The following is a 25,373-nucleotide window of genomic DNA, read 5'->3' as shown; positions in this document are numbered from 1 at the left end:
CGTTTCCCTTCGCGACGGATTCCGTCTGCGCTCACAGCGCCGACGATCCCTGCGTGACGACCTTCACTGCACTGGAGTCCCCATGTTTTCTCGACGTTATCTGGCGATGTGGTGCGCAACCGTTCTGCTCGCCATCTGTGCGGCGCTCGCCGCGACGCATCATCTTTCGTGGTTCTGGATCATCGTGCCGGTGGTGCTGGTCGCGCTCGGCCTGTTCGACCTGACGCAGGAACGCCACGCGATTCTGCGCAACTATCCGCTGTGGGGCCACTTCCGCTTCCTGTTCGAGTTCATCCGCCCGGAAATCCGCCAGTATTTCGTCGAGAACGATACCGACGAGAAACCGTTCTCGCGCGCGCAACGCAGCATCGTCTATCAGCGCGCGAAGAACGACGTGGACAGTCGCCCGTATGGCACCGAGCTCGACGTCAAAGCCGTCGCGCACGAATGGATCAGCCACTCGCTCGCGCCGACCACGCTCGATAACCACGACTTCCGCATCGTCGTCGGGCCCGAGCGCAAGCAGCCCTATTCGATGTCGATCTTCAATGTCTCCGCAATGAGCTTCGGCTCGTTGTCGGCGAACGCGATCATGGCGCTGAACCTCGGCGCGAAGAAAGGCAACTTCGCGCACGACACGGGCGAAGGCTCGATGTCGAAATACCACCGCGAGCATGGCGGCGACATCATCTGGGAAATCGCCTCGGGCTACTTCGGCTGCCGTAACGACGACGGCACCTTCAGCGCCGAGAAGTTCGCGAAGCAGGCCGCCGAACCGCAAGTGAAGATGATCGAGGTGAAGCTCTCGCAAGGTGCGAAGCCCGGTCACGGCGGCGTGCTGCCGGCCGCGAAGATCACACCCGAGATTGCCGAGACGCGCGGCGTGCCAATGGGCCGCGACTGCATCTCGCCCGCCACTCACTCCGAATTCTCGTCGCCGCGCGGCCTGCTCGAATTCGTCGACCGTTTACGCACATTGTCCGGCGGCAAGCCGACCGGGTTCAAGCTGTGCATCGGGCATCCGTGGGAATTCTTCGGCATTGCAAAGGCGATGCTGGAGACGGGGATTCTGCCGGACTTCATCGTGGTCGACGGTGCGGAAGGCGGCACGGGCGCAGCGCCATTGGAGTTCACCGATCACGTCGGCGTGCCGTTGCAGGAAGGCCTGCTGCTGGTGCACAACACGCTGGTGGGTATCGGCTTGCGTCAGCGCATCCGGATCGGCGCGAGCGGCAAGATGATTACCGCGTTCGACATCACGAAGACGCTGGCGATCGGCGCCGACTGGGTCAACGCGGCGCGCGGCTTCATGTTCGCGGTGGGCTGCATTCAGGCGCAGACTTGCCACACCGGCCGCTGCCCGACCGGCGTCGCCACCCAGGACCCGGTACGTCAGCGTGCGTTGGTGGTGCCGGATAAAGCCGACCGCGTATTCAACTTCCATCACAACACGTTGCATGCGCTAAAGGAAATCATTCAGGCCGCGGGACTCAAGCATCCGGCGGAACTGCGCGCGCATCACATCGTGCGGCGCGTGTCGTCGCATGAGGTGCAGCTGATGTCCGAACTGTTGAAGTATCTCGATCCGAATGATCTTCTGAACGGCAACTATCGCTATACGCTGTACGAAAAATATTGGCCTATGGCGCAGAGCGATTCGTTTGCGCCGAAGGTTGAGCTGGCGGCGACTTAACCCGGTTATGGTGGCGATCGGCTGACGTGCCGATCGTCGCAACGTTTTAGACGTGGATTACGAGTTCCGGTAGAAAGATAAGAATCCTTGAGAACTCGTCTTATATACAAAGCACGGTCCCGGACCGTACATTAGCGGAGTCTTCTCCCCCGCTTAATGTTCATGGTTATGGCCCACCTCGCTTTGCAGTCGCTCAGCGCTTATGCGCAACTCGTCCGGATCCGCTGCGGCTGGGTGCTCACCAATTCAAGACTTTATCTCGGCCACGCTCTGGCCGAATATGGCGAAGCTAACTGGAATCCCCTGTGTTGCGGCAATTGCAGGCGCAGTCGGGGACCGTCAAACGTCGGCGCGAATACGCACTACGGGATAGCTGCCTGCAACCGCTATCACGTTGGACACTGAATGAAATATTCCAGAGTCTTGATATCTTGCAACCCGAATGTGCCCGACCGCTTGATCAAGAACTCATCCGAAATGTCCTGACCTGAATCAGGAAAATCGCTGATACGCGATACCAATTCAATCCGACGCATTTTCAAGTCGAACAAATAGATTTTAGTATTCCTACTTTAAATAAAAGGCTGTTAGACAGTCCTTTTATGCTCGCTTGAATACGCGGGAATCTACGTTAACTGTCTTGGAGTTGATTTCATTTATGAGCGCGTCGAATTTAACAGGTGAAATGTTGCTGACCGGTGTGGCTTCGCATGCGGAAGAACGTTTGCACTTTATCGAGCAGTTGTCGTGCGGCCGGGCGCCCTATAAGGTTGTCACGCTGCTCTCCCTTGAAGGTCGGCTTGACGAGGCGGCATTGGAACGCGCGCTGAGCGAACTCGTCGTGCAACACGAAGTATTGCGTACCGGCTTTACGTCCGTGCCCTCGGGGCTCGTTCGGCAAGTGTATGCCGGGGTATCCGCACGGCTGCATCGCCTGGATCTACGCGAATTGCAGAAGACTGACGGTTGCAGTGCTGTCGATCAGCGCTTGCGAGCATTGGCTGACGAGCCCTTTGATCTGGCCAGGCCGTCGCTTATGCGCACGGTACTAGCTCAAGTCGCCGATGCCCAATGGAAGCTACTGATTGTCTGCCACCACATCATCTCGGACGGTCGCTCTCAATTGGTCCTCGTCCGCGAGTTGGCAGCGCGATACGTTTCACTTGTTCACCGTGGTGAGTCGGTACCGCTTGCATCTGCCGGCGCCGTAGCGATTCGTCAATTCGCAGAGCGTGATCGAGAGTACGCCGACACCACGCCGGGTCGAAAAGAGAGCTCGTACTGGAAAGAACGGTTGACCGGTATATCAAAGGAATTTCCATTTCCTTACGATGGCGACGTACAGGCAAAGCGGAATTTCCACGGCGAAACTGCCTTCTTCGAATTGTCGCAGCATGAGCTTGCCCCGTTGTTCCGGCTTGCAGGCGGCCAGCAGTTCGTCGCCATCCTTTCCGTTTGGGGTGTATTGCTCGGTCGATACTCCGGCCAGTCCGAAGTTGTTGTCGGCCCACCTTTCTCCCGGCGCATTCACGAGAACGAACAGGCGGCCATCGGCTTCTTCGCCAATACGCTGCCGATGCACATCGACCTGCGTGGAAATCCCAACTTTCCAATGGTGTTGGAGCGAGTTCGACATTCGGTCGTTGGTGGATTGGAGAACCAGCGACTCGATTTCAACCATATCATTGAATCAGTCTCCGCCAGGACCGATGGCGCTGAGCACCGGAATCGCGACGATTGGCTTCGCTCAATCGTAGTCGCCCGAGAGCCCGTCTCCTCGGATTTCGGTCCGGAACTGATCGCGCGAACTGTCCCGTTTGCGGTTTCCGGTGCGCGCGTCGATCTGCAGCTCACTCTGGAATCCAAAGACGGCGGCCTTTTCTTCGAACTCGAATACGACACCGATCTGCTGAACGCCACAACCATCAGCCGCATGATCGGACACTTCAAACAGCTGTGCGGCCAGTTGCCGAAACACGCTGATCTGCCAATCCATACACTTCCGATACTCACTGAGACCGAACGCGCGCAACTCGATAACGATTGGAACGCAACCCACCGGGATTATTCGGAGCGAACCGTAACGGCTGAGATCGACCGTCAGGCGAGAGCGACGCCTGATGCGATCGCACTGCAGTTCGGGGATGAAAAGCTGACCTACGAGGAATTGATGTCTCGCGCGAATAGACTCGCGCACCATCTGCGGCGTACAGGCGTTGGACAGCAAGACCTCGTAGGTGTCTTCATGCATCGCTCCGTGGAAATGGTGGTGTCGTTGCTGGCCATACACAAGGCACAGGCAGCTTATGTTCCGCTAGACCCGGACTACCCGCCGGACCGCGTCGACTACATGATCGAAGACGCCGGAATGGCCGTGATCCTGACGCAAACTCAATGGGTGAATGCGCTCAATACCCGCACCATGATCGTCGACGTGGCCAGCGTACTGGCAAACGCCGACTTGCCGGTTACGCCATTGGACTTGCCGATCGAAGCAGACTCGCTGGCCTACATGATCTATACCTCGGGCTCCACCGGGCGGCCGAAAGGCGTATTGCTCGAACATGGTCCGCTAGCCAATCGGTTGGCATGGATGCAGGGAGCATTCCCACTCGATTCGACTGACCGTGTCATTCAAAAGACACCGTTCAGCTTCGACGTCTCCGTGTGGGAATTCTTTTGGCCACTGATGTACGGCGCGGGAATTGTCATGGCTGAACCGGGCGTGCACAGAAACCCCGCGGCGCTGGCAAACACGATTCGCAGATACGATGTGACGGTTGCGCACTTCGTGCCGTCCATGCTCGAACTGTTCCTGGACAGCGAAGTTGGCCCGCTACCCACGCTCCGCTTTGTTTTCAGCAGCGGCGAAGCGCTATCGGCAACCACCGTCGGCACTTTCCACGAACAGTTCACGGCGCAGCTGCACAACCTTTACGGGCCGACCGAAGCCGCTATCGATGTATCGCATTGGCACTGCACGCGGGACGACGTCCACGGTGCTGTGCCGATCGGCAAGCCGATCTCCAATGTTCGGCTCTATGTACTCGACGAGGCAGGTAATCCGCAACCGGCAGGCTTGCCCGGCGAGCTCCACATCGGCGGCATTTGTCTCGCACGTGGTTACCACGGCCGCCCCGAGCTGACTGCTGAACGGTTCGTGAGCGATCCATTCAGCGGCGAGAAAAATGCACGGCTTTACAAGACCGGAGATCTGGCGCGTTTTCGGGCCGACGGTGCAATTGAATATCTCGGACGTATCGACGACCAGATCAAGCTGCGCGGACTCCGTATCGAGTTAGGCGAAATCGAAGCCTGTTTACGTGAAGCGGCTGAATGCGGAGAAGCCGCCGTGCGTCCTTTCATCGCACCAAGCGGAGCCACCCTACTCGTTGGCTATTACCGCTCCGGGACGGAATGCGAAGCGACGGAGCTGACGTCCAGACTCGCCCGAAAGTTGCCGGAGTACATGGTCCCATCGGCGTTCATGCGGGTGGACCACATGCCGTTGACTCCCAATGGAAAGCTAAACCGCAAAGCACTTCCCAATCCGCCGATTCATGAGCATGCCGACGCGGACACCAGTTTGCTGGAACCGCCAAAGGGGCTGCACGAGCAATGCATTGCTCGCTGCTGGCAGAACATTCTCAATGTCCGCGACGTGGGTCGAAATAGCAGCTTCTTCTCGCTGGGTGGCGACTCCATCCTCGGTATCCGCTTGATCGCAGTCATGCGCGACGCCGGGTACGAGATCACGATTGCCGATTTGTTCTCACATCACCGATTGGCCGACCTGGCCTCCGTTGCGCGTCGTCCAAACGAACACCATGAGGCGGCCGGGACAGCGGCCGCTGACAATCGCGATCTGGATTCGTGGCCGGCCTCCCAACTCCAGATTGGCATGATCTATCACAGCCGGCTCAACCCGGAGATACCTGTCTACCACGATATTTTCCGCTACCGGGTCGAGGTGCCCCGAGTCGACAAGGCTGCGCTGGTGAGCGCCTGGAGAATACTTGCTGAGCAACATCCCACCCTGCGCGCACGCTTCGATACAGAGACCTGGGACGAGCCGCGCATGGTGATCGAGAGCGCTCCCGCATTGCCGGTGGAGGTCGTCGAATGTCCATCCGGACAGGATCTCATCGGTCAATGGGTAGAACACGAAAAACGCACGCCGATCGACCCTGCAAGAAGTCCCGCCTACCGGCTGCGTTTTTTTGTCACCGGGCCCAACCAGGTCGTGGTCGGCTTCGCATTTCACCATGCCATTCTGGATGGGTGGAGCGTTGCATCCGTACTCGAGGAATGGGTCAATTGCTATAGCGACATACTCGCCGGCCGCGATATCGTGCGAAGCACAACTGACGCGACCCAGATGGCTCAGAAACGTTATGCGGAGTTGGAGCAACGCGCCATCGGCGACGCTGAACAAGCTGAATTCTGGCGCGGCCTGTTGGGTCCGGCCGAGACGTTCGAACTGCCTCGCCTGGCGGACGTATCCGGTAAGCCGGGCACGTCGATGGAAGTCGCTGTCATGGGCCGCCCGCTCGATCCGCGGTTGATCGACGCGCTGCGGCAACGCGCATGCGACTGGGCCGTGCCGCTCAAAAGCGTGTTCCTGGCTGCCCACATTCGACTGCTAGGCTTTGTCGCGAACCGGCGCGACGTCGTGACCGGGCTCGTGACGAATGGACGTCCGGAAACCGACGGCGCCGAACGGGCGCTCGGGATGTTCCTCAATACGCTGCCTTTCCGTGTCGAGTTGAATGTCACTGACAATTGGAAAGCACTGGCCGAAAGATGTTTTGCGCTCGAACAACGGTTGCAGTCGCATCGCTGGTATCCGTTGGCCGCCATTCAACGCGTCGCGGGAAGCGCCGCAATCTCTGACGTCATTTTCAACTTCACCAACTTCCATGTGCACAACCGTGACGCCGCGGTGAACGAGCCAAGGATCGAGTCCGTCGACTATTTCGAGCAGACCAATGTCCCGCTTGTCGTGTATGTGGGATGGAACGCGTTCTCGGCGGGCTGGGAATATCGCATGGGCTACAACCCCAACCAGTTCAGTGCCGAACAGATCAGTCGCTATCTTGACTACTACGGACGCGCGCTCGCCGCCCTTGCCGTCCATGGCGACGGCAAATGGATCGATGACATGCTGCTGTCAGCGAAAGAGCGGGACGCCGCCCTGGCCGGCCCGGCTCAGGAAACCGCCCCGGGACTCGGGGGTCACGACAATATCAGGGGCCGTTTCGAAGCGATGGCCGTCGCCCATAGCGATCGGATTGCCGTTTCGTGCGGCGAGCGTGAATGGACCTATCGTGAACTCGACCGGCGCGCCAATGCTTTGGCCACCCACATCGCCCAATGTGGCGTGCGGCCTGGCGATCTGGTCGCAATTGCATTGGAGCGCGATCTGGAAATGGTGCTTTCCATTGTGGCTGTCATCAAGGCAGGCGCAGCCTATGTTCCAATCGACCCGGCCAATCCGAGTCAGCGGATCGCCACAATCGTTGCGGACTCCGGCGCACGGTTGTTGATCGGCACCGAGTCCGTGCTTTCCGAGCTGCCGCAGCGTCCCTGCATTCTCGGCACGCGAGCGGCACTGGAGGCAATCGCCGGGATCGGCGCCGATGCGCGCCCCGCCACGGAGCTTGGCGCACAAAGCAGCGCCTATGTGATCTTCACCTCGGGCTCGACTGGGCGGCCCAAGGGCGTGCTGGTCAATCACAGCAACGTATTGCGCTTGTTCGGCGCGACGGATCAGTGGTTCAAATTCAATGAGTATGACCGTTGGACCTTATTCCACTCCTTCGCTTTCGACTTTTCCGTCTGGGAAATGTGGGGCGCATTGCTCCACGGTGGCGAGCTTGTCGTAGTGCCTTATTGGGCAAGCCGCTCCGTGGAAGACTTCGTCGATCTGATGTTGACCAAAGAGGTCACGGTCCTCAACCAGACGCCATCGGCCTTCCGCAATAACCAGCGAGAATTGATCCGACGTTGCGGTCCAAACACTGCCCAACTCCCGCTGCGCTATGTAATCTTCGGGGGCGAGGCGCTGGATTTCGCCGCGCTTGCTGACTGGATCGGCCACTTCGGCGACGAGAAGCCGTGCCTGGTGAACATGTACGGCATCACGGAGACCACGGTCCACGTGACGTACCGGCCCGTGCGTCGTGAGGACGTTCTGTCTTCACGCAGCCTGATTGGCACGCCGATTCCTGACCTGGCGCTTTACGTTCTGGACGAACATCTTCAACCGCTGCCTATCGGCACCGTGGGTGAGCTGGTGGTCGCTGGCGCAGGCGTCGCACGTGGTTACGTCAACGCCCCCGATCAGTCCCGGCAACGTTTCGTCGAACGCGACTTGAGCGGAAGTGGGCGGCGCGCGCGCCTTTACAGGTCGGGAGACATGGCTCGACGGCTTCCAGGCGGCGATATCGAATATATCGGGCGCGCGGACGCTCAGGTGAAGATCCATGGCTATCGGATTGAAACCGGCGACATCGAGGCCGCCTTGGTGAACCACCCCGCGGTCGCTTCCGCGCTGGTGATTGCATTCAAACGCAGTAACGGCGATATGGCCCTGGCAAGCTACTACGTGGTCAAACAAGCGCATTCCGTGGCGGTGCAAGCGCTACGCGAACATGTGCAGGCCATGCTTCCCAGCTACATGGTGCCGTCGTTCTTTCTGCCGATGGAAAGCTGGCCTCTGACCATCAATGGCAAGACGGACCTTAATGCGCTACCCAATCCCGAAACCGAAGCTGCCGGCTCACCGCGTAGTCATGCCACACCTCGCACAGCGGCCGAAGCAGAAATGGCTCGGACGTGGCAACAGGTTCTCGGCACGCAGGAGGTCGGCATTGACGATACGTACTACGCGCTGGGCGGCGACTCCATCCAGGGAATTCGTCTGGTCGGTGCACTGCGTCGGCACGGGTTCGACGTGGCACTCGCCGATCTGTTCCAACTGCAGACCATCCGCAAGCTTTTCGAGCACAACGTCGCGCTTGGGAGCGGCGCAGCGCGGCAGGCGGACGGGTCCCTTCAGGGTATCGAGCGCTTCGGGCTGCTCTCCACCGCGGACCGGCAACGCATTCCTGCCGGCGTTGTCGATGCTTATCCGGCTACACAACTCCAGCTCGGCATGGTGTTTCATACCAAGCTAGACCCTGCGCAGGCCACTTTTCACGACTTGATCAGCTACAGGATCGAACTACCGTTCGATCAACTCGCGCTAGCGGGCTTGCTTGAGCAGATGGTCCGCCAGCACGACGTGCTGCGAACGTCGTTCGCTCTGACGGGTTATTCGCGCCCACTCCAACTCGTACACGAGAATGCAACGCTTGCGCTTGCGGTGCACGACATGTCCCACCTCAACGAAGCCTATCAGGAGGTGCTGATCGACCAATGGTTTGAAGCTGAGAAGGCGAGTGCATTTCAGTGGAACGCGGCACCTCTCATGCGCTTTTTCGTGCACCGCCTGAGCGAGGAGAGATTCAACTTCTCGGTGAGCTTCCATCACGCCATCATCGACGGCTGGAGCTTCTCACGCCTGATGGCCGGACTGCTCGATAACTATCGTCGTGCCACCCTTGGCCTGCCGCCGGTATCGGCGGAACAGAGCACGTTGGCCTATCGGGATTACGTTCGTCTCGAACTTGATGCGCAGCACGATGAGCAGGCGCGAAGCTACTGGATGCACAGGCTGCAAGGCGCGCCCTACACCAAGCTACCACGGGTTCCTGAGAAGGACCCCTATCACCGCTGGTCGGAGCTTTCGTTGTGTCTCGATGAAGGACTGCACGCTCGCCTGTCGCGATCCGCGACTCAACGCAACGTAACGGTTCGCCAATTGTGTCTGGCCGCGCATCTGCGAGTGCTGGCTCTAATCACGCAGCAGAAGGATGTCACCACAGGGGTCTTCGCACATGGTCGACCCGAGCATGTCGACGCGGACCGCATGATCGGGTTGTTTCTGAACATCCTGCCGATGCGCGTGCCGGTGCGCGGGTCGGTGCGCATGTCGGTGAATTCCGACTGGAACGAACTGATTGCGGATGTTCAGCACTTCGACCACGAGCAGCTTCCTCACCGTCGATATTCATATGCATCGATACAACGGGACCAGGGCGGACGGCGGCTAGTCGAAACGGGATTCAACTTTGTCGAATTCAGTTCATATCGCGACCGGTTAGGCCCCGCCGGTGCGGCATTGATCAGCGACATCCGTTGGTTCGAACACGCGGACTTCGCGCTGCTCACAACCTTCGAAGTCGATCCATTTACCGATCAACTCCGTTTGTCCTTCAACGCGGCCGCGCATGTACTGAGCCAGGATGCATTGGAGACAATCGCCGACATATATCGGAACGTGTTGCGCGACCTGGCGAACACGGACCAGCAAGGCGATGCAGCCGAATCGTGTAGCGCAGTCCGCCCGCTGGAAGTCCTGCTCGCGGACTTACCCAAGGTCGAAGACCGTATGCCGGACAACTATGATCGCGACAGCGCGGTCCCCTACAGACTTCCGCGCACCAAGGCAGCGGTGGATCTGACGGCCGTTTGGAACGTGTTCGTGGAAATATATCGGGAAAAGGCGGGCGCGGCGCCAGACGGATCGGCCTTGCTGGACTTCCAGCCGGACTCGCTCGAGGCGCTGCGGATCGTCAGTGCCCTGCGCGCACGATGCGGCGTCAATATCCCGTTGCACGTGTTGCTTGGGGACGACCCGGTTCGGGCCACGTTGCGCCTGCTCGACCAGCTGTCTGCCGCTGCAGCAAGGGGTTGATCGTGCGCTCAATGTTCGTATCGATTTTGGCTGCCTCGCTGGGCTCGACGATCATGTGGCTGTTGCTGGTGCCGTATTTCGATCAGGTTGCCCAGTCCAGCCGCCTTGTAGGGTTGCTGGGAATGGAGCGGCAGATCGCCATGGTCGCCGGATCGCTGCTGGCAGGGACATGGGCCGACAGAGGGCGGGTCATCCAGAAATTTGCTCTTCTGGAGGCGGCGCAGTTGGGGCTTGCGCTCGTACTTCTCGCGAAAATGCTTTCTTCTCCCAGTGTCGCCCCCGCGTTCGTTCTGGTCTGGACCGGCCTGCGATTCATCATCGTGGGCGCTACCACGGTACTGGCTTACAGACTGCTCGCGGACCTCAGCGGCTCGGGTTCGCGCGGCGCTGTTACACACATGGTCTCGTCGCCCCAAGGCGCAATGGTTTTCGCGTCGATCATCTGCGTGCTCATTCCGGTTTGGACTTCGCATTCCATGGTCACTGCCCTGATCATCGACGCGTTGACCGCTGGCGGCCTGGTGGTGTTCCTCTCTAGCAGCGCATGCACAAAAGAGGACCAATCCGGTTCGATGGCGTTTCGATGGCGAAATATGGGTGGCGCTATCCTGAGCGCTGTCAGAAGCTTTTGGCTGCCGGCGTTGCGCCCATGGTCCCTTGTGCAGATCTGCTTTCTAATCGGCCTTTCTGGAATGATGGTCTATGGTTACGCGATCGCCGAGAGGCAAGACGTCGTTCCTGTGCAAATGGGCTTCGCGGCATCGTGGTTTTATTACGGGTTGGCTTTCTGGCTCACCGCTCCGCTTTTGCGCAGTGCCAGCGTCGCAAGGCCATCGGCGGTCCTATTTTCCGTAGCACTTATCGCATGCGGTTTGTTGGGCTCACTGGTTGACCTCTCGCACGTCACGGTCCACGCGTTGATCTACGTCGTACTGACTCTCGTCAATGCGTTCTGGCTTCATTACACCAACGCGCAGATCCTGCGGCGTGCCCCGTCGCACGCGGTAGGACAAGTACGCGCCAGCATGTTGCTTTACTTGGGCGTCGTGTTCGGCATCGGTGAACAGATAGCTGGAATTGCGCTGACCGATGCGGCCAAAACAGCATCACTCGGCGTGGTTCGCCTGCTTGTCGGATTGATATTGCTGATAGCCGCGGCCCTATGGAGCGATCAGCCTGACACGGTCGCTTCGGCTTCATCAAGGCGCCCGCGGGAGGCGCGGTGATAAAAAGCCAATGGATCTTTGAAACGTTATGGAAGAGGTGCTCGAATGGTAGTTGAAGAAATCGTCGCGGGACAACTGGCTGCGTACAATCGACGCGATCTGGAGGCGTTTTTGAGTTTCTATGTCGATGAGGTGAGGGTCTACGCGTTCCCGTCAGGGGCAGAGCTGACGGATCGCTCCGGTCCGGCATTTCGCCCCCGGTATCACCGCCTGTTCCAATCGAGTCCATTGCTCAAGGCCGAGCTTGTAAGTCGTGCTGTTCACGGCAACATTGTGATCGACAGCGAGCGTGTTTCGGGCTTTCTAGACGACGATTCAGTTCGCCACGCGATTGCAATCTATCAAGTGGGTGCTACGAAGATCGAAAAAGTTTGGTTCGTTGGCTAGGAAATCATGAAGTCGTCGCGGAGTCTTAGGTTTTAACGACGAGTTCTTGCAGAAAGATAAGAATCCTTAAGACTCCGTCTTATATACAAGGGCAGCGGCGGACCGTACATTTGCGTGATCTTGTTCCCGCTCAAAGTTCATGGCCACGCCCTCTTCTGTTCTGCTGCCGCTCGGCGAGCACACTCAACTCGTTCAGACACGTCATGGCTGGATGCTCGCCAATCCAAACGACTTCTATCTCGGCCGCGCGCTGATCGAATACGGCGAATGCAGCGAACTCGAATCTGCTGTGTTGCGACAGTTGCTGGTGCGGCCGGGCATTGTCGTCGAAGTCGGCGCGAATATCGGCGTGCATACCGTCCCGTTGGCACGTGAGGCGCAGGCGCGCCGCCAGGTGCTGGTCGCGTTCGAGCCACAGCCGGTGATCTTTCAGAACCTGTGCGCGAATCTCGCGGCCAATGCGTTGCGTAATGTGCTGGCGTGGCCGTATGCGTGCGGAGCGGGTGCGGGCACGCTGCATTTTGCGCGGCCCGACTATGACGCGCCGGGTAACTTCGGCGGCGTGTCGATGCAAACCGAGCCCGCGGCGAATACGCTTGCGGTACCGTGCGTGCGGCTCGATGATGTGCTGCGCTCGCATACCGTCGGGCTGTTGAAGCTCGACGTGGAAGGGTTCGAGTTGAGCGCGCTGCAAGGCGCGGAGGAAACCATCGCGCGCTCGCGGCCGGTGATTTACGTGGAGAACGACCGGCTGGATCGGTCGCAGGCGTTGATCGAGTGGTTGTGGTCGAAGGAGTATCGGATGTGGTGGCATTTGCCGCCGCTGTTCAATCCGGGGAATTTCTTTGGACGCACGGAGAATATCTACGGCAGGTTGCTGTCGTGCAATATGCTCGCGCTGCCGGGGGAGTTGGAGATGGAGATCGATGGGTTTGTGGAGGTGACGGATGCGGATTCGGCAACGCATGCGTTGATGAGTTTGAGTAGTTAGCCGCCACGGCGCTTCCCGAGAAGACAAACTACCATCGGCCGCCCGCAGCGGCCTTTTGTCGTTCGGGGACCCTTCACTCCTCCTCCACCCCCGCAAAACGGACACCCCCCTCCCTTTCCGTTAAAATCTCCGGTTTAGCACTTCGCTCCACGGCCAGCCCGCGCGCTTCGGCGCTTACGGCGCGGCCCCATGCCCGAAAGGCACTTCATGCTCACGTTTCAGCAAATCATCCTGACACTGCAGTCCTACTGGGACAAACAGGGTTGCGCGTTGCTCCAGCCGATCGACATGGAAGTCGGCGCGGGCACGTCCCACGTCCACACCTTCCTGCGCGCCATCGGTCCGGAACCGTGGCGCGCCGCGTATGTGCAGCCGTCGCGCCGTCCCAAAGACGGGCGCTATGGCGAGAACCCGAACCGCCTGCAGCATTACTACCAGTACCAGGTCGTGCTGAAGCCGGCGCCGGAAAACATCCTCGACCTGTACCTCGGCTCGCTGGAAGCCCTCGGCTTCGACCTGAAGCAGAACGACGTGCGCTTTGTCGAAGACGACTGGGAAAACCCCACGCTCGGCGCCTGGGGCCTTGGCTGGGAAGTGTGGCTGAACGGTATGGAAGTGACCCAGTTCACCTACTTCCAGCAGGTCGGCGGCCTGGACTGCAAGCCGGTGCTGGGCGAAATCACCTACGGTCTCGAACGTCTCGCGATGTATCTGCAGAAGGTCGAGAACGTCTACGACCTGGTCTGGACCGAGTGGGAAGAGCAAGGTCCGAACGGCCCGGAAATCCGTCGCCTGACATATGGCGACGTGTACCACCAGAACGAAGTCGAACAGTCGACCTACAACTTCGAGCACGCGAACGTCGATCTGCTGTTCACGTTCTTCAACAGCTACGAAGCGGAAGCCAGGCGCATGATCGAAGCACAGATCGCGCTGCCCGCTTACGAACTGGTGCTGAAGGCCGGCCACACGTTCAACCTGCTCGACGCACGCGGGGCAATCTCCGTCACGGAACGTGCGGCGTATATCGGCCGGATTCGTGCGCTGTCGCGCCTCGTCGCACAGGCTTACTACGACTCGCGCGAAAAGCTCGGCTTCCCGATGCTCGGCAATCCGGTGCACGGCGTACCCGGCCTCACGACCGACGAGCAGGATGCCGCAATGCCCGCGTGGGTGCCGCCGCTCAAAATCGAACGCAAGATCGACCCGGACTGACGAGAACATCAAGAAATGACTCAACCCCATCAAGCTACCCTCCTCGTCGAGCTGCTAACCGAAGAACTGCCGCCGAAAGCGCTCGCGCGCCTCGGCGACGCTTTCGCCGAAGGCATTGCGCAGCGCCTCGCGGCGCGCGATCTGGTCGAAGGCGAACTGTCGTTCGAACGTTATGCGACGCCGCGCCGCCTCGCCGTCACGATCAGGAACGTGCGTTCGGTCGCGCCGGAAAAACACGTGCGCGAAAAAGTGCTGCCGGTTTCCGTTGCGCTGGACAAAGACGGTCAACCCACCGCGCCGCTCGCCAAGAAACTGGCCGCGCTCGGCTTCCCCGACTTCTCGGTGAGCGATCTGGAACGCGCGCAAGACGGTAAGGCGGAAGCGTTCTTCCTGCGCTACGCCGCACCGGGCGCCACGCTCGCCGAAGGCCTGCAAGCCGCGCTCGACGAAACGCTCGCCAGGCTGCCGATCCCGAAGGTCATGACGTATCAGCGCCCGGACGGCACCAATGTGCAGTTCGTGCGTCCGGTGCATCGCCTGACCACGTTGCACGGCGAACAGGTCGTGCCGGTCAGCGCGCTGGGCGTCGATGCCGACGACACCACGCTCGGCCACCGCTTCCTGTCCGAAGGCTTCGTGCAGATCCAGCACGCGGATGCGTATGCGGACACGCTGATGCACAAGGGCCGCGTGGTCGCGAATTTCGCCGACCGCAAGGAAACCATCCGCACGCATCTGCTCGCACAAGCCGAAGCCGATCAGGTGGTGATGCCGGAATCGCTGCTGGACGAAGTGACGTCGCTGGTCGAATGGCCGGTGGTCTACGCCTGCCGTTTCGAGGACGAATTCCTGCAAGTGCCGCAGGAATGCCTGATCCTGACCATGCAGACTAACCAGAAATACTTCGCGTTGACGGATGCGAACGGCAAGCTGCGTTCGCGCTTCCTGATCGTGTCGAATATCGAAACCAGAACGCCGGGCGATATCGTCGAAGGTAACGAGCGCGTGGTGCGTCCGCGTCTGGCGGATGCGAAATTCTTCTTCGAGCAGGACAAGAAGAAACCGCTCGCCGACCGTGTGCCGCTGCTCGCGAACGTCGTGTATCACAACAAGCTGGGTTCGGCGCTGCAACGCGTCGAACGGCTGGAAGCACTGGCCGGCGCGATCGCGTCGCTGATCGAAGTGGGTCAACAGGGTCATCAGGCGGCCGGCGGGATTCACGCGCTGTCGGCTGGGGACGTAGCGCTGGCCAGGCGCGCCGCACGTCTGGCGAAAGCCGATCTGATCACCGACATGGTCGGCGAATTCCCCGAGCTGCAAGGCACGATGGGCACGTACTACGCGCGCCACGACGGCGAGCCGGAAGAGGTCGCGCTCGCGTGCTCGGAACACTATCAGCCGCGTTTCTCCGGCGATGCACTGCCCACCACGGCAACCGGCACCGTCGTCGCACTCGCCGACAAGCTCGAAACGCTGGTCGGCATCTGGGGCATCGGCCTGCAACCAACCGGCGAGAAAGACCCGTTCGCGCTGCGCCGTCATGCGCTTGGCGTGCTGCGGATCCTGGTCGAGAAGCAATTGCCGGTCGACCTGATCGAACTGCTGCGCGCGGCTTACGCGACCTTCGCCGCCGTGCCGGGCGTCGCCGATTCCACGCAAGCGATCTACGACTTCAGCATGGACCGCCTGCGCGGTTTGCTGCGCGAGCGTGGCTACGCGCCAGGCGAGATCGACGCGGTGCTGGCCCTGAACCCGTCGCGCCTCGACGACATCGTCGCGCGTCTGGATGCGGTGCGCGAATTCGCGGCGCTGCCGGAAGCGGCCTCGCTCGCGGCGGCCAACAAGCGCATCTCGAACATCTTGAAGAAGTCGGAAAGCGCGACAACCGGCGGCGTGCAGGTCACGCTGCTGACCGAAGCGGCGGAAAAGGCCCTGCACGCGCAATTGGAACAAGTCGCGCCGCGTGTGCAAACGCAACTCGCTGCACGCGACTACACGGGCGCACTGACCGCGCTCGCCGCGTTGCGCGAACCGGTCGACACGTTTTTCAACGACGTGATGGTCAACGCCGAAGATCCGGCGTTGCGCGCCAACCGTCTGGCCTTGCTCGGCGCGCTGCATCAGCAGATGAATTGCGTCGCCGACATTTCCCGACTCGCCACCTGAGCGCCGCCCCATGCCGACCAAAAAAGTGGTGATCCTCGACCGCGACGGCGTGATCAACGTCGATTCCGACGCGTTCATCAAGTCGCCGGACGAATGGGTTGCCCTGCCGGGCGCGCTCGAAGCGATCGCGCGGCTGAACCAGGCGGGTTATCGCGTGGCGATCGCGACGAACCAGTCGGGCATCGGCCGCGGTCTCTTCGACATGAACGCGCTCAATGCAATGCATCTGAAAATGCATCGCATGGCGGCGGCGGTCGGCGGACGTATCGACGCGGTGTTCTTCTGCCCGCATACGGCGCAGGATCAATGCGAATGCCGCAAGCCGAAGCCCGGCATGCTGAAGATGATCACCGAGCGTTTCGAAGTCGATCCGGAGCATACGCCGGTGGTCGGCGACGCGATGCGTGATCTGCAAGCGGGCGCGGCACTCGGCTTTCCGACGCATCTGGTATTGACCGGCAAGGGCCGCAAGACCCTCGAAGCTGGCGGCCTGCCCGAAGGCACCCAGGTGCATGATGACCTGCGCGCGTTCGCGCTCGATTTTCTTTCCGACGATCACGAGTGATGCGCGTCGAGCGCGTCCTTAACCCTCACAGACCACGCCGATGCGCTTCATTCGTTCTCTGCTGCTGATGATCTATTTCGTGCTGTTCACGGTGCCGTACGCGACCGCGTGCTTCATCGCGTTTCCGTTCATGCGCGCCGACAATCGGTACTGGATGGCTGCCGGCTGGTGCCGCGCCACGCTCAACACGGTGCGTTGGCTGAACGGCATCCGCTACAAGATCGACGGCTATGAGAACTTGCCCGACGGTCCGGCCGTGCTGCTGTCGAAGCATCAATCGGCATGGGAAACGCTGGCGTTTCCGGCGCTGATGCCACGGCCGCTGTGCTACGTGTTCAAGCGCGAGCTGCTGTATGTGCCGTTCTTCGGCTGGGCGCTCGGCATGCTGAAGATGGTTCACATCGACCGCAAGGAAGGCAAGTACGCGTTCAACTCCGTCATCAAGCAAGGCAACGCGCGCATGGCGGAAGGCGCCTGGGTGATCATGTTTCCGGAAGGCACGCGTACGCCGACCGGCAAGCAAGGCAAGTACAAAACCGGCGGCGCGCGTTTCGCGATTGCCACCGGCGCGCCGGTCGTGCCGATCGCACACAACGCTGGACGTGTGTGGCCTCGCAACTCGTTTCTCAAATATGCGGGTATAGTCACAGTGTCGATCGGCAAGCCGATCGAGACGACGGGGCTCACGCCCGATGAAGTCAACACGCGCGTCGAACAGTGGATCGAAGCTGAAATGCGTCGCATCGATCCTACCGCGTACCGCGCGGCGGATAGCAGCTCCGCCGCCGCACCAATCTGACGCGCCCGCGCCCTCGAAGGCGCATTTGCGCGAAGCCGAATCCGATGCAGAAGTCTCCTACGTCGCAGCCCGCTGTGGCGCTCGATAACCGGCAACTCGATCTCCCGCTCTTCGCCGAGCCGGGGTCGACGTCGTCGTCCCCAACACCCTCCGCGCCTTCGGGTTTGCAGAGCGGGCAGCAGTCCACCGTGCCGCTCGCACCCGACGGTACGAAGCTGCGCAGCCTCACCATCGGTTCGCGCACGCTGCACTACGCGCTCAAGCGCTCGGCACGCCGCTCGATCGGCTTTGCAATCGACAGCACCGGCCTGATGATTACCGCACCACGTTGGGTCACGCTCGCCGATATCGAAACCGCGATCACCGAAAAGCAGCGCTGGATTTTTACGAAGCTGATCGAATGGCAAACACGTGTCGAACAACGTGCGTTGCCCAAGGTCGACTGGAAAGATGGCGCGGAAGTGCCGTATCTCGGCCGGCCGGTGCGCGTGAAGCTCGGTTCACCGCAAGGCATGCTCGCGTTCAATGCGGATGAAGCCGCATTGCAAGTGCCGCTGCCCTTGCAAGCCGATCCTCAGCAGATCAAGGATCGTGTGCAGGGCTGGCTGCAAGGCGAAGCGAAACGCCTGTTCGGCGAGCGTCTCGCGATCTACGCGGAGAAGCTGGGCGTCAACTATCGTGCGTATGCACTTTCTTCGGCGGCCACGCGTTGGGGCAGTTGTTCGAGCGACGGCAAAATTCGCCTGAACTGGCGGCTGATCCACTTCCCATTGTCGATTATCGATTACGTCGTCGCGCACGAGCTTGCGCATCTGCGCGAGATGAATCACAGTCCGCGCTTCTGGCAGACGGTCGAATCGATTTTTCCGGAATTCCGCGAAGCGCGGCAGACGTTGAAGTCGCATCCGCCGGAATTGCTGCCGACGCTTTAGCGCTATCGGATCCTGCGGCTTTTGCGTTGTCCGGCTATTGGATCCGGTCTTTGAGTCTTTCGGTCAACAGCCCGAACCGAAGACCCTGCATGAAGATTTGAAGGCGGCGCTTTGACCCAAAGCGCCGACCTTCCGAGCGCCGAGAAGGCTCATGCCGTGCAGAAGGTTTCCTGCAGATGACGCCACGTCACCTTGCCCTGCGCGTCCAGATCCATCACCGCTGTCGAGCGCCGCACGTTCGCGTTGCCCGTGTTGTCGCGCTGATACTCACGATATTTCACCACCGCGCCCGATGGATACTCGGACACGATCTCCATATCGCGGATCGAGATTTGCGAGCCCGGACGCGCGCCGTTCAGCTTCGCGAAAATCTCGCGAACGCCCGCGTGGTCCAGTGCAATACCGGAGGTCATGATCAGCGTGAATTGCGGAGCGAAGCGCGCCATGATGCGATCCAGCACACCGTGATCCGCGGAGCCGTCGAACAGCGCCTGGATATCGGCGTGAATGTCGCCAAGTTCTTTGAAGTAGGGATTGCTGTTAGTCATTGCTTGTCGTCGCCCCGCCGCTTACGTCACGCTTTCTTCTGGATGAACTCGATCTTGTAGCCGTCCGGATCTTCGACAAAGGCGATCACGGTGGTGCCGTGTTTCATCGGGCCGGCTTCGCGCACGACCTTGCCGCCCTGTGCCTTGATCTTGTCGCAAGCGGCATACGCGTCGTCGACTTCGACGGCGAGGTGGCCGAAGCCGTTGCCGAGTTCGTACGACGGCGTGTCCCAGTTGTGCGTCAATTCGAGAACGGTGCCGTCACGTTCATCTTCATAGCCGACGAAGGCAAGGGTGAACTTGCCTTCCGGATAGTCCTGGCGGCGTAGCAATTTCATTCCGAGCAGGTCGTTGTAGAACGCAATGGAACGGTCCAGGTCGCCGACCCGGAGCATGGTGTGAAGCAGGCGCATCGTGAATTCCCTAGTGCGTGATGTCGAGAGCGTAAATGTACCCCGAATCGCGCAGCGCTGCAGAGCGTGCCCCACGCCGGCAGGCCCGTGGCACGCCCGCTTCACCCCGCCCGCGTCATTTCGTCGCGCAATACGCGTCGCAGAATCTTGCCGACGTTTGTCTTCGGCAGTTCGCTGCGAAATTCGATGATCTTGGGGCGCTTGTAGCCGGTTAGTTGTTCCTTGCAGAACGCAAGAATGTCCGCCTCGGTGAGCAAAGGGTCTTTCTTCACGACGTAAAGCTTCACCACTTCGCCAGCCTCCGCGTCCGGCACACCGACTGCCACCACTTCGAACACACCCGGGTGCCTCGCCACCACATCCTCGATTTCATTCGGGTAGACGTTGAAGCCCGACACCAGAATCATGTCTTTCTTGCGATCGACGATCTTCACGAAGCCTTCTTCTGTCATCACGCCGATGTCGCCGGATTTGAAGAAGCCGTCCGGCGTCATCACCTTCGTGGTTTCGTCGGGACGGTTCCAGTAGCCCGCCATCACCTGCGGCCCGCGAATGCAGATTTCGCCGCGTTCTCCGACCGGCACTTCGTTGCCGGCGTCGTCGCGGATCGAGATATCCGTGGACGGCAACGGCAAACCGACCGTCCCGGTGAACGCGGTCGACGTCGGCAGATTGGTGGTGGCACACGGCGAGGTTTCCGACAATCCATACCCTTCGACGATCGGCACGCCGGTGAGCGCTTGCCAGCGTTGCGCAACGGCATGCTGTACCGCCATGCCGCCGCCGTTCGATTGCACCAGCTTCGAGAAGTCGAGCGTTTTGAAGTCGGGTTCGTTCAGCAGCGCGTTGTACATCGTGTTCACGCCGGGGAACGAATTGATCGCGTAGCCGCGCAAGGCTTTGATCAGGCTGGCCAGATCGCGCGGATTCGGAATCAGAATGCCCATGCCGCCGCAACGCATCGTCAGCAAGCCGGAGACCGTCAGTCCGAAGATGTGATACAGCGGCAGCGCCACCACGGTGATGGGTTGCTTGATGTCGGTGCGTCCGCGATAGACCGGCTCGCGCCACAACTCCGATTGCAAGACGTTGGCGATCAGGTTGCCGTGCAGGAGCGTGGCGCCTTTCGAAACGCCCGTGGTGCCGCCCGTGTATTGCAGCACCGCGACGTCGCCCCGCCTGAGCGTGGCCGGTGTAAAGCCCGCGTCCGCGCCACGTGCGATCGCATCGTTCAATGCAATGCGCGCCGTGGGCGGCACATCGGCCGCGATCTCGGGGCTGTCCGCGCCGAGCATCTCGCCGATCGAGGTCAGCACGACATGCTTGATCGGCGTCTGCGCCTGCACGGCCTCCAGCGTTTGAGAAAATGGTTCGAGCAGCACGATCGCTTGCGCGCCGCTGTCGTTCAACTGATGCCCGAGTTCGCGCGGCGTATACAGCGGGTTGACGTTCACCAGCACGTAACCGGCACGCAGAATCGCCGCCATGACTACCGGGTACTGCAATACGTTCGGCAGCATCACGGCGATGCGCGCGCCGCGCGCGAGACCTAGCCATTGAAACCACGCTGCGAGATGACGCGACTTCGCATCGAGTTCGCCGTAGGTCAACTCGCGGCCCATGCAGACGAACGCGCACTCTGCCGCGTGCTTCTGGAAGCTTTGCTCCAGCAAGTCCGCAACGGAGCTGAACCGCGTCGCGTCGATCTCGGCCGGCACGCCCGGCGGATAGGACTTCAACCAGATTTTTTCCATGTCTTCTCCCTTGTTGGTTTTGCATCGCGATGCATCACCGCACGATGTGCCGTCGCGCTGTTGCGCTGTTGCGCCGCTGTGCGCTGCAAGGTACGCCGTGTCTATCGCGTAGTCAGCGCGGGCATACGGCGCGCGGGCCGGTCGAAGCAATCGAAGAACCTGCGCAACTGCTCAGCCGTGCCGCGCTCCAGCACCGCGGTGCCGCTCTCGAGGCACTGCGGCAACTGCGTCGCCACGTCGCGCAGCATGCCGTACAGGGTGCTGGTTTCCAGCGTGAGTTGAACATCGATCGTTGAAGGCATGCGTTCGTGAACCTGCAACACGCCACGCCGTAGTTCGAGCGCATGCGTTTCATTGCGATCCGTCACGCGGAATGCCAGCGTCATCTGCAGGTCCGCGCAACGATCCGGATCGACGTTCACGCTGAAGCGCTGGAACACATTGCGCAACGGTTGAGCGCGCAACACATCCGTCGAGGCGAGACTCGCGCTGCCCGCAAACGGCAGATCGTCGTATGCGTGTTCGAGTTCGCGTGCCGCGCTCAGATACCAGTTGCGCCAATTGGTGTTCACCGTGCGGTAGCCCAACTCGCGTAGCGCGCTCGCCTTGATATTGCGCGCGTCGGTGTCGGAGGTATCGAGGCGCACCAGCAGCGTCGACAATTCCGCGGCCCAGCGCCAGTCCAAATCGCCCAACGCGATCCGCGCGGCAGCGCGCACTGCGTCCACCCCGCCCATCATCCCGATCATGCGTTGCGAACGTTCGGCGCGCGGCAGCGGATCGAGCGACGCCGGATCGCCATCGAACCAGCCGAGCTGACCGCTATATACCTGCCGCACCGAATGCTTGACCGTGCCATAGTATTCGCCGAGCCACGCATGCGCCGCGAGATGCGGCGGCAGCGCGGGAATCGCTTCAGCGAGTTCGTCCGGGCTCAGACCGAAGTTCATGTGACGGATGGTCTGATCGTGGATGAACTGGATGGCGTCGCGATACACGCATAGCACCTCGGCGACATACTGCGCGCCCGATACCGGCCGGCCATGCGCCGGCACCATATGCGCCGCGTTGAAGCCGCGCATCATGTCGATGGTCTGGTACCAGCGCACCGGATCGCGGTAACGCGTGCCGCGCAGCGTATGCACGTTCGCCAGGCACTCGCCCTGGATCACTTCCGCCGACAGCAGCACGCCGAGTTCCGGCAGCCACATGACGATTTCGTCGTCGGCCTCCGAAGGTGCGTAGCGGAACTCGAAGCGCACGCCCGCCAGCACGATGTCGAGCGTGTCGTCGAACACGCGGGTCGGTGCGAAGAAGCTCGCCGGCTCGGCGATCAGCACGGGGCCGATGCCCGCGTTGACCTTGCCGGTCGCGCCGGGCGGCAGCAGCGTGCCGAAGCTGTAGGCCGAACGCGTGGCGAGAATCGGCGCGACGAGATTCGCGTTGTTGATCACGGTGTCCATCAACGAGCGGTGCGCAATGATCTCGACGCTGCCCGCCGCGAGCGCGGCTTCATCGACAAAGGCTCGCACGCCGCCGGTATGGTCCGTGTGATTGTGCGTATAAACCATGGCCTTGACCGGCAGCTCGGCATGCCGCGGATCGATCGCGCAGAAGTCCTCGTAGATGCGTTTCGCAGCGGACACGGCTTCGGTCGCGTCGATCACCACGATACCGTCGTCACCCACCACGAAGATGATGTTTGCGATTGCGTAGCCGACCGCGCAATACACGCGTTCAGCGACGCGATAGATACGTTGTGCCATGCGCCGCGAGTGTTCGGTGAGGCGCGGCGGCACGGTCGGCGCGGCAATGGCGAAAGCGAGATTCACGCCGGCGTCGAACGCGACATCGAGCGGTTCGCCGATATGTGGCGCGTCGAAGTCGGGATTGCGGACCTGTGCGGGGCAACATGAGCTCATGCGGTGTCTCCTGGGATAGTCGGCTGCGCGTAGCGGGCATCGCGCCGCATTTGAGGATCGATTTTTCGATTAATGGAACCGGAATTCTGATTCCGGTCTTAAGGTAAAAAAATTAGCTGTCCGGCAAACCGAGGCAGCGCCGCACCCGAATTTGCAGCCACGAGCGCAGTTGCCGGCTGGAGAGCGACAACGGACCGGGGTCGTTCAACACGCTATTGACCAGCATGCCGAGGATCATCTGCAACGTGGCACGCACTTCGAATTCGAGCGACTGGGTTGCGTTCTCATTGGCCTTGATGCCGCGTGACTGTGCCAACGTGCTGACGAGACGCGGCACGATCATCGCCAGAACCTCGTGATTGGTCGATTTCACGGCGTCCCAGCTCGCCTTGCGCTGCGAAGCTCGCAGCAACGACGCGTGATATAACCCGCGATTGCGCCGGAACGTCATCACGTAAAACGAAATGACCGCATCGGCAAGCGTGCCTGTATCGTTCGAGCGCCAGGCCGGGTCACGCTCGACGGTCTGGCGCACATGATCGAGCCCCTCTTGCATCACCGCGTCCTGGACGACTTCGAAGAAGCTGTCCTTGTTATCAAAGCGCCGGTAGAACGCGCCGATCGACGTGCCTGCACGCTCGACGATCTCGTTGATCGACAGATCGTCGAGATTGCCGCTCGCTTCGAGCAATTCGCGCCCGGCTTGCAGCATGCGCACGAGCCCTTGCTGACTGCGCGCTTGGCGCGGCGCCGCAATGGCGCTGGGCTGCTGTGCCTCGCGGCTGCGTGGTGAAATCGTTGTCATGCAGGTTTCAGCTTCGGTTCGCTGCTCTGAGAAAATGAAGACTCACGGCAAACCGGAATCTGGATTCCGGATCGTCCGTGATTAGGATCGCTGTGTCAATCGCATCCAGGGTAATCACGGGGCGGTCATACGATCACTCCGGCGGCCGTTCAGCGATCCATTCATGTCGACATTGAGTCGGGATGCAGCAAGCCCTGCGCGGTCCGGTTGGCGTCCTCCATCACCTGCTCGGCGAGCTCCAGGGCGGAAGAGGCGGCAGGCGACGGCGTGCGCTCGGCAAGATACACCAGCGCGAATTCCAGCGCGAGACGCGGCGGATTGACAAGCGGAATGCGCGCGAGCCGCCGCATCTCCAGATCGCGCCGCACCGCGGACGCCGTCGCGAACAGCACCGAATCGCTCTGCGCAACCACGTCCTTCAGCACCGCCACGTCGTTGCATTCGATCTGCAACGGAATCTGCTCGTGCGCGCGGTACTTGAGCAGACGATGCAGCGCGTCCTTCATGAACGCCGGCAAGCTCACCGAGACCAGCGGAAACTCGCGCAACGCCGCGAGCAGCACCGTGTCGCGCGCAAACAGCGGATGGCCCGGGCGCGCGAACCAGCCGCCCTCGTGACGCGGCAGACGCTGCAACGTGACATCGGGCGTCACGGGAGGCACCCGGCGATCGGTGACCAGAAAGTCGATCTGTTCGGCGCGCAGCTTGGCCAGCAGCGCATCGCCTTCGCCGAGCTCGATCGACACCTTGATCTTCGGAAAGCGCCGTGCGAACTGCACCAGCAGGTCCGGCAGCAGCACGACAGCCGCATAGGGCCCGAGGCCGATGCGCACCTCGCCGAGCTCATGCGCCTTCAGCAGTTCGACGTCGCGAAACAGGCAGCGCGTTTCGAACAGCACGCGCCGGGCGCGCTCGACCAGCATCCTCCCGGCCGCCGTCATCGCGACGCCACGCGCGGCGCGGTCGAACAGTTTCATGCCGACTTCCTCTTCGAGCGCCTGAATGCTGCGGCTCAATGCCGGCTGGCTCAGATGAACCCGCTCCGCCGCGCGCGCGAAACTACCCTCCTCCGCGAGCGCGATCAGATGGGTAAGACGGCGAGAATTGACCTCATGCATAGTTTGCAAGCTCCCGATAACGAGAATGCACTTGAACAA

The 25,373-nt window shown here is 60.9% G+C and carries 16 protein-coding genes; 10 read left to right on the top strand and 6 right to left on the bottom strand.

The annotated features are described in order from the left end of the window. Positions 1 to 82 precede the first annotated feature (82 nt). The 10 genes from PQR53_RS24620 to PQR53_RS24575 all read left to right on the top strand — a co-directional run bounded on the left by PQR53_RS24620 (position 83) and on the right by PQR53_RS24575 (position 18,774). Entirely contained in the window at positions 83 to 1,693 is a 1,611-nt protein-coding gene (locus PQR53_RS24620; protein ID WP_408459680.1) for an FMN-binding glutamate synthase family protein, read from the top strand. 658 nt (positions 1,694 to 2,351) lie between these two features. Beyond that, positions 2,352 to 10,493 (top strand): non-ribosomal peptide synthetase, encoded by an 8,142-nt coding sequence (locus PQR53_RS24615; protein ID WP_408459677.1) that lies wholly within the window; start codon positions 2,352 to 2,354, stop codon positions 10,491 to 10,493. A gap of 11 nt (positions 10,494 to 10,504) precedes the next feature. Next, positions 10,505 to 11,719 carry a hypothetical protein gene (locus PQR53_RS24610; RefSeq protein WP_408459674.1) on the top strand — a complete coding sequence of 405 codons (1,215 nt, stop codon included), beginning with the start codon at positions 10,505 to 10,507 and terminating at the stop codon, positions 11,717 to 11,719. A gap of 45 nt (positions 11,720 to 11,764) precedes the next feature. Next, positions 11,765 to 12,106, top strand: a complete 342-nt coding sequence (locus tag PQR53_RS24605; RefSeq protein WP_408459671.1) for a nuclear transport factor 2 family protein — start codon at positions 11,765 to 11,767, stop codon at positions 12,104 to 12,106. A 139-nt stretch (positions 12,107 to 12,245) separates the two neighbouring features. Beyond that, positions 12,246 to 13,097 (top strand): FkbM family methyltransferase, encoded by an 852-nt coding sequence (locus tag PQR53_RS24600; protein WP_408459668.1) that lies wholly within the window; start codon positions 12,246 to 12,248, stop codon positions 13,095 to 13,097. 207 nt (positions 13,098 to 13,304) lie between these two features. Further along, on the top strand, positions 13,305 to 14,312 hold the full coding sequence (gene glyQ, locus PQR53_RS24595; protein ID WP_179736159.1) for a glycine--tRNA ligase subunit alpha: 1,008 nt from the start codon (positions 13,305 to 13,307) through the stop codon (positions 14,310 to 14,312). Positions 14,313 to 14,327: 15 nt separating this feature from the next. Then, a complete protein-coding gene (gene glyS, locus PQR53_RS24590) occupies positions 14,328 to 16,478 on the top strand; it encodes a glycine--tRNA ligase subunit beta (RefSeq protein WP_408459665.1) in 2,151 nt (716 codons plus the stop codon). 10 nt (positions 16,479 to 16,488) lie between these two features. Then, positions 16,489 to 17,043 (top strand): D-glycero-beta-D-manno-heptose 1,7-bisphosphate 7-phosphatase, encoded by a 555-nt coding sequence (gene gmhB, locus PQR53_RS24585; protein WP_408459662.1) that lies wholly within the window; start codon positions 16,489 to 16,491, stop codon positions 17,041 to 17,043. Between the two features lie 40 nt (positions 17,044 to 17,083). Further along, positions 17,084 to 17,842, top strand: coding sequence for a lysophospholipid acyltransferase family protein (locus PQR53_RS24580; protein ID WP_408459659.1), 759 nt, complete (start codon positions 17,084 to 17,086; stop codon positions 17,840 to 17,842). A gap of 44 nt (positions 17,843 to 17,886) precedes the next feature. Next, positions 17,887 to 18,774 carry a M48 family metallopeptidase gene (locus PQR53_RS24575; protein ID WP_408459656.1) on the top strand — a complete coding sequence of 296 codons (888 nt, stop codon included), beginning with the start codon at positions 17,887 to 17,889 and terminating at the stop codon, positions 18,772 to 18,774. 149 nt (positions 18,775 to 18,923) lie between these two features. Here the strand turns inward: PQR53_RS24575 and PQR53_RS24570 are convergent, their stop codons facing one another. The 6 genes from PQR53_RS24570 to PQR53_RS24545 form a co-directional block, all read right to left on the bottom strand. Further along, positions 18,924 to 19,322, bottom strand: a complete 399-nt coding sequence (locus PQR53_RS24570; RefSeq protein ID WP_408459653.1) for a hypothetical protein — start codon at positions 19,320 to 19,322, stop codon at positions 18,924 to 18,926. 26 nt (positions 19,323 to 19,348) lie between these two features. Beyond that, entirely contained in the window at positions 19,349 to 19,735 is a 387-nt protein-coding gene (gloA, locus tag PQR53_RS24565; protein ID WP_179736147.1) for a lactoylglutathione lyase, read from the bottom strand. Between the two features lie 101 nt (positions 19,736 to 19,836). Then, on the bottom strand, positions 19,837 to 21,489 hold the full coding sequence (locus PQR53_RS24560) for a long-chain-fatty-acid--CoA ligase (protein WP_408459650.1): 1,653 nt from the start codon (positions 21,487 to 21,489) through the stop codon (positions 19,837 to 19,839). 101 nt (positions 21,490 to 21,590) lie between these two features. Continuing rightward, a complete protein-coding gene (locus tag PQR53_RS24555; protein ID WP_408459647.1) occupies positions 21,591 to 23,411 on the bottom strand; it encodes an alkyl sulfatase dimerization domain-containing protein in 1,821 nt (606 codons plus the stop codon). 112 nt (positions 23,412 to 23,523) lie between these two features. After that, positions 23,524 to 24,216: a TetR/AcrR family transcriptional regulator gene (locus PQR53_RS24550; RefSeq protein WP_408459644.1), complete on the bottom strand. Its 693-nt coding sequence runs from the start codon at positions 24,214 to 24,216 to the stop codon at positions 23,524 to 23,526. Positions 24,217 to 24,377: 161 nt separating this feature from the next. Further along, positions 24,378 to 25,334 (bottom strand): LysR family transcriptional regulator, encoded by a 957-nt coding sequence (locus PQR53_RS24545; RefSeq protein WP_408459641.1) that lies wholly within the window; start codon positions 25,332 to 25,334, stop codon positions 24,378 to 24,380. Positions 25,335 to 25,373: the final 39 nt, after the last annotated feature.

It is taken from the genome of Paraburkholderia fungorum, from assembly GCF_046027605.1.
Taxonomy (GTDB): Bacteria; Pseudomonadota; Gammaproteobacteria; order Burkholderiales; family Burkholderiaceae; genus Paraburkholderia; species Paraburkholderia fungorum_F.
The sequence above is the reverse complement of the archived record's forward strand: the minus strand, read 5'-3'. Positions and strand labels throughout refer to the sequence as shown.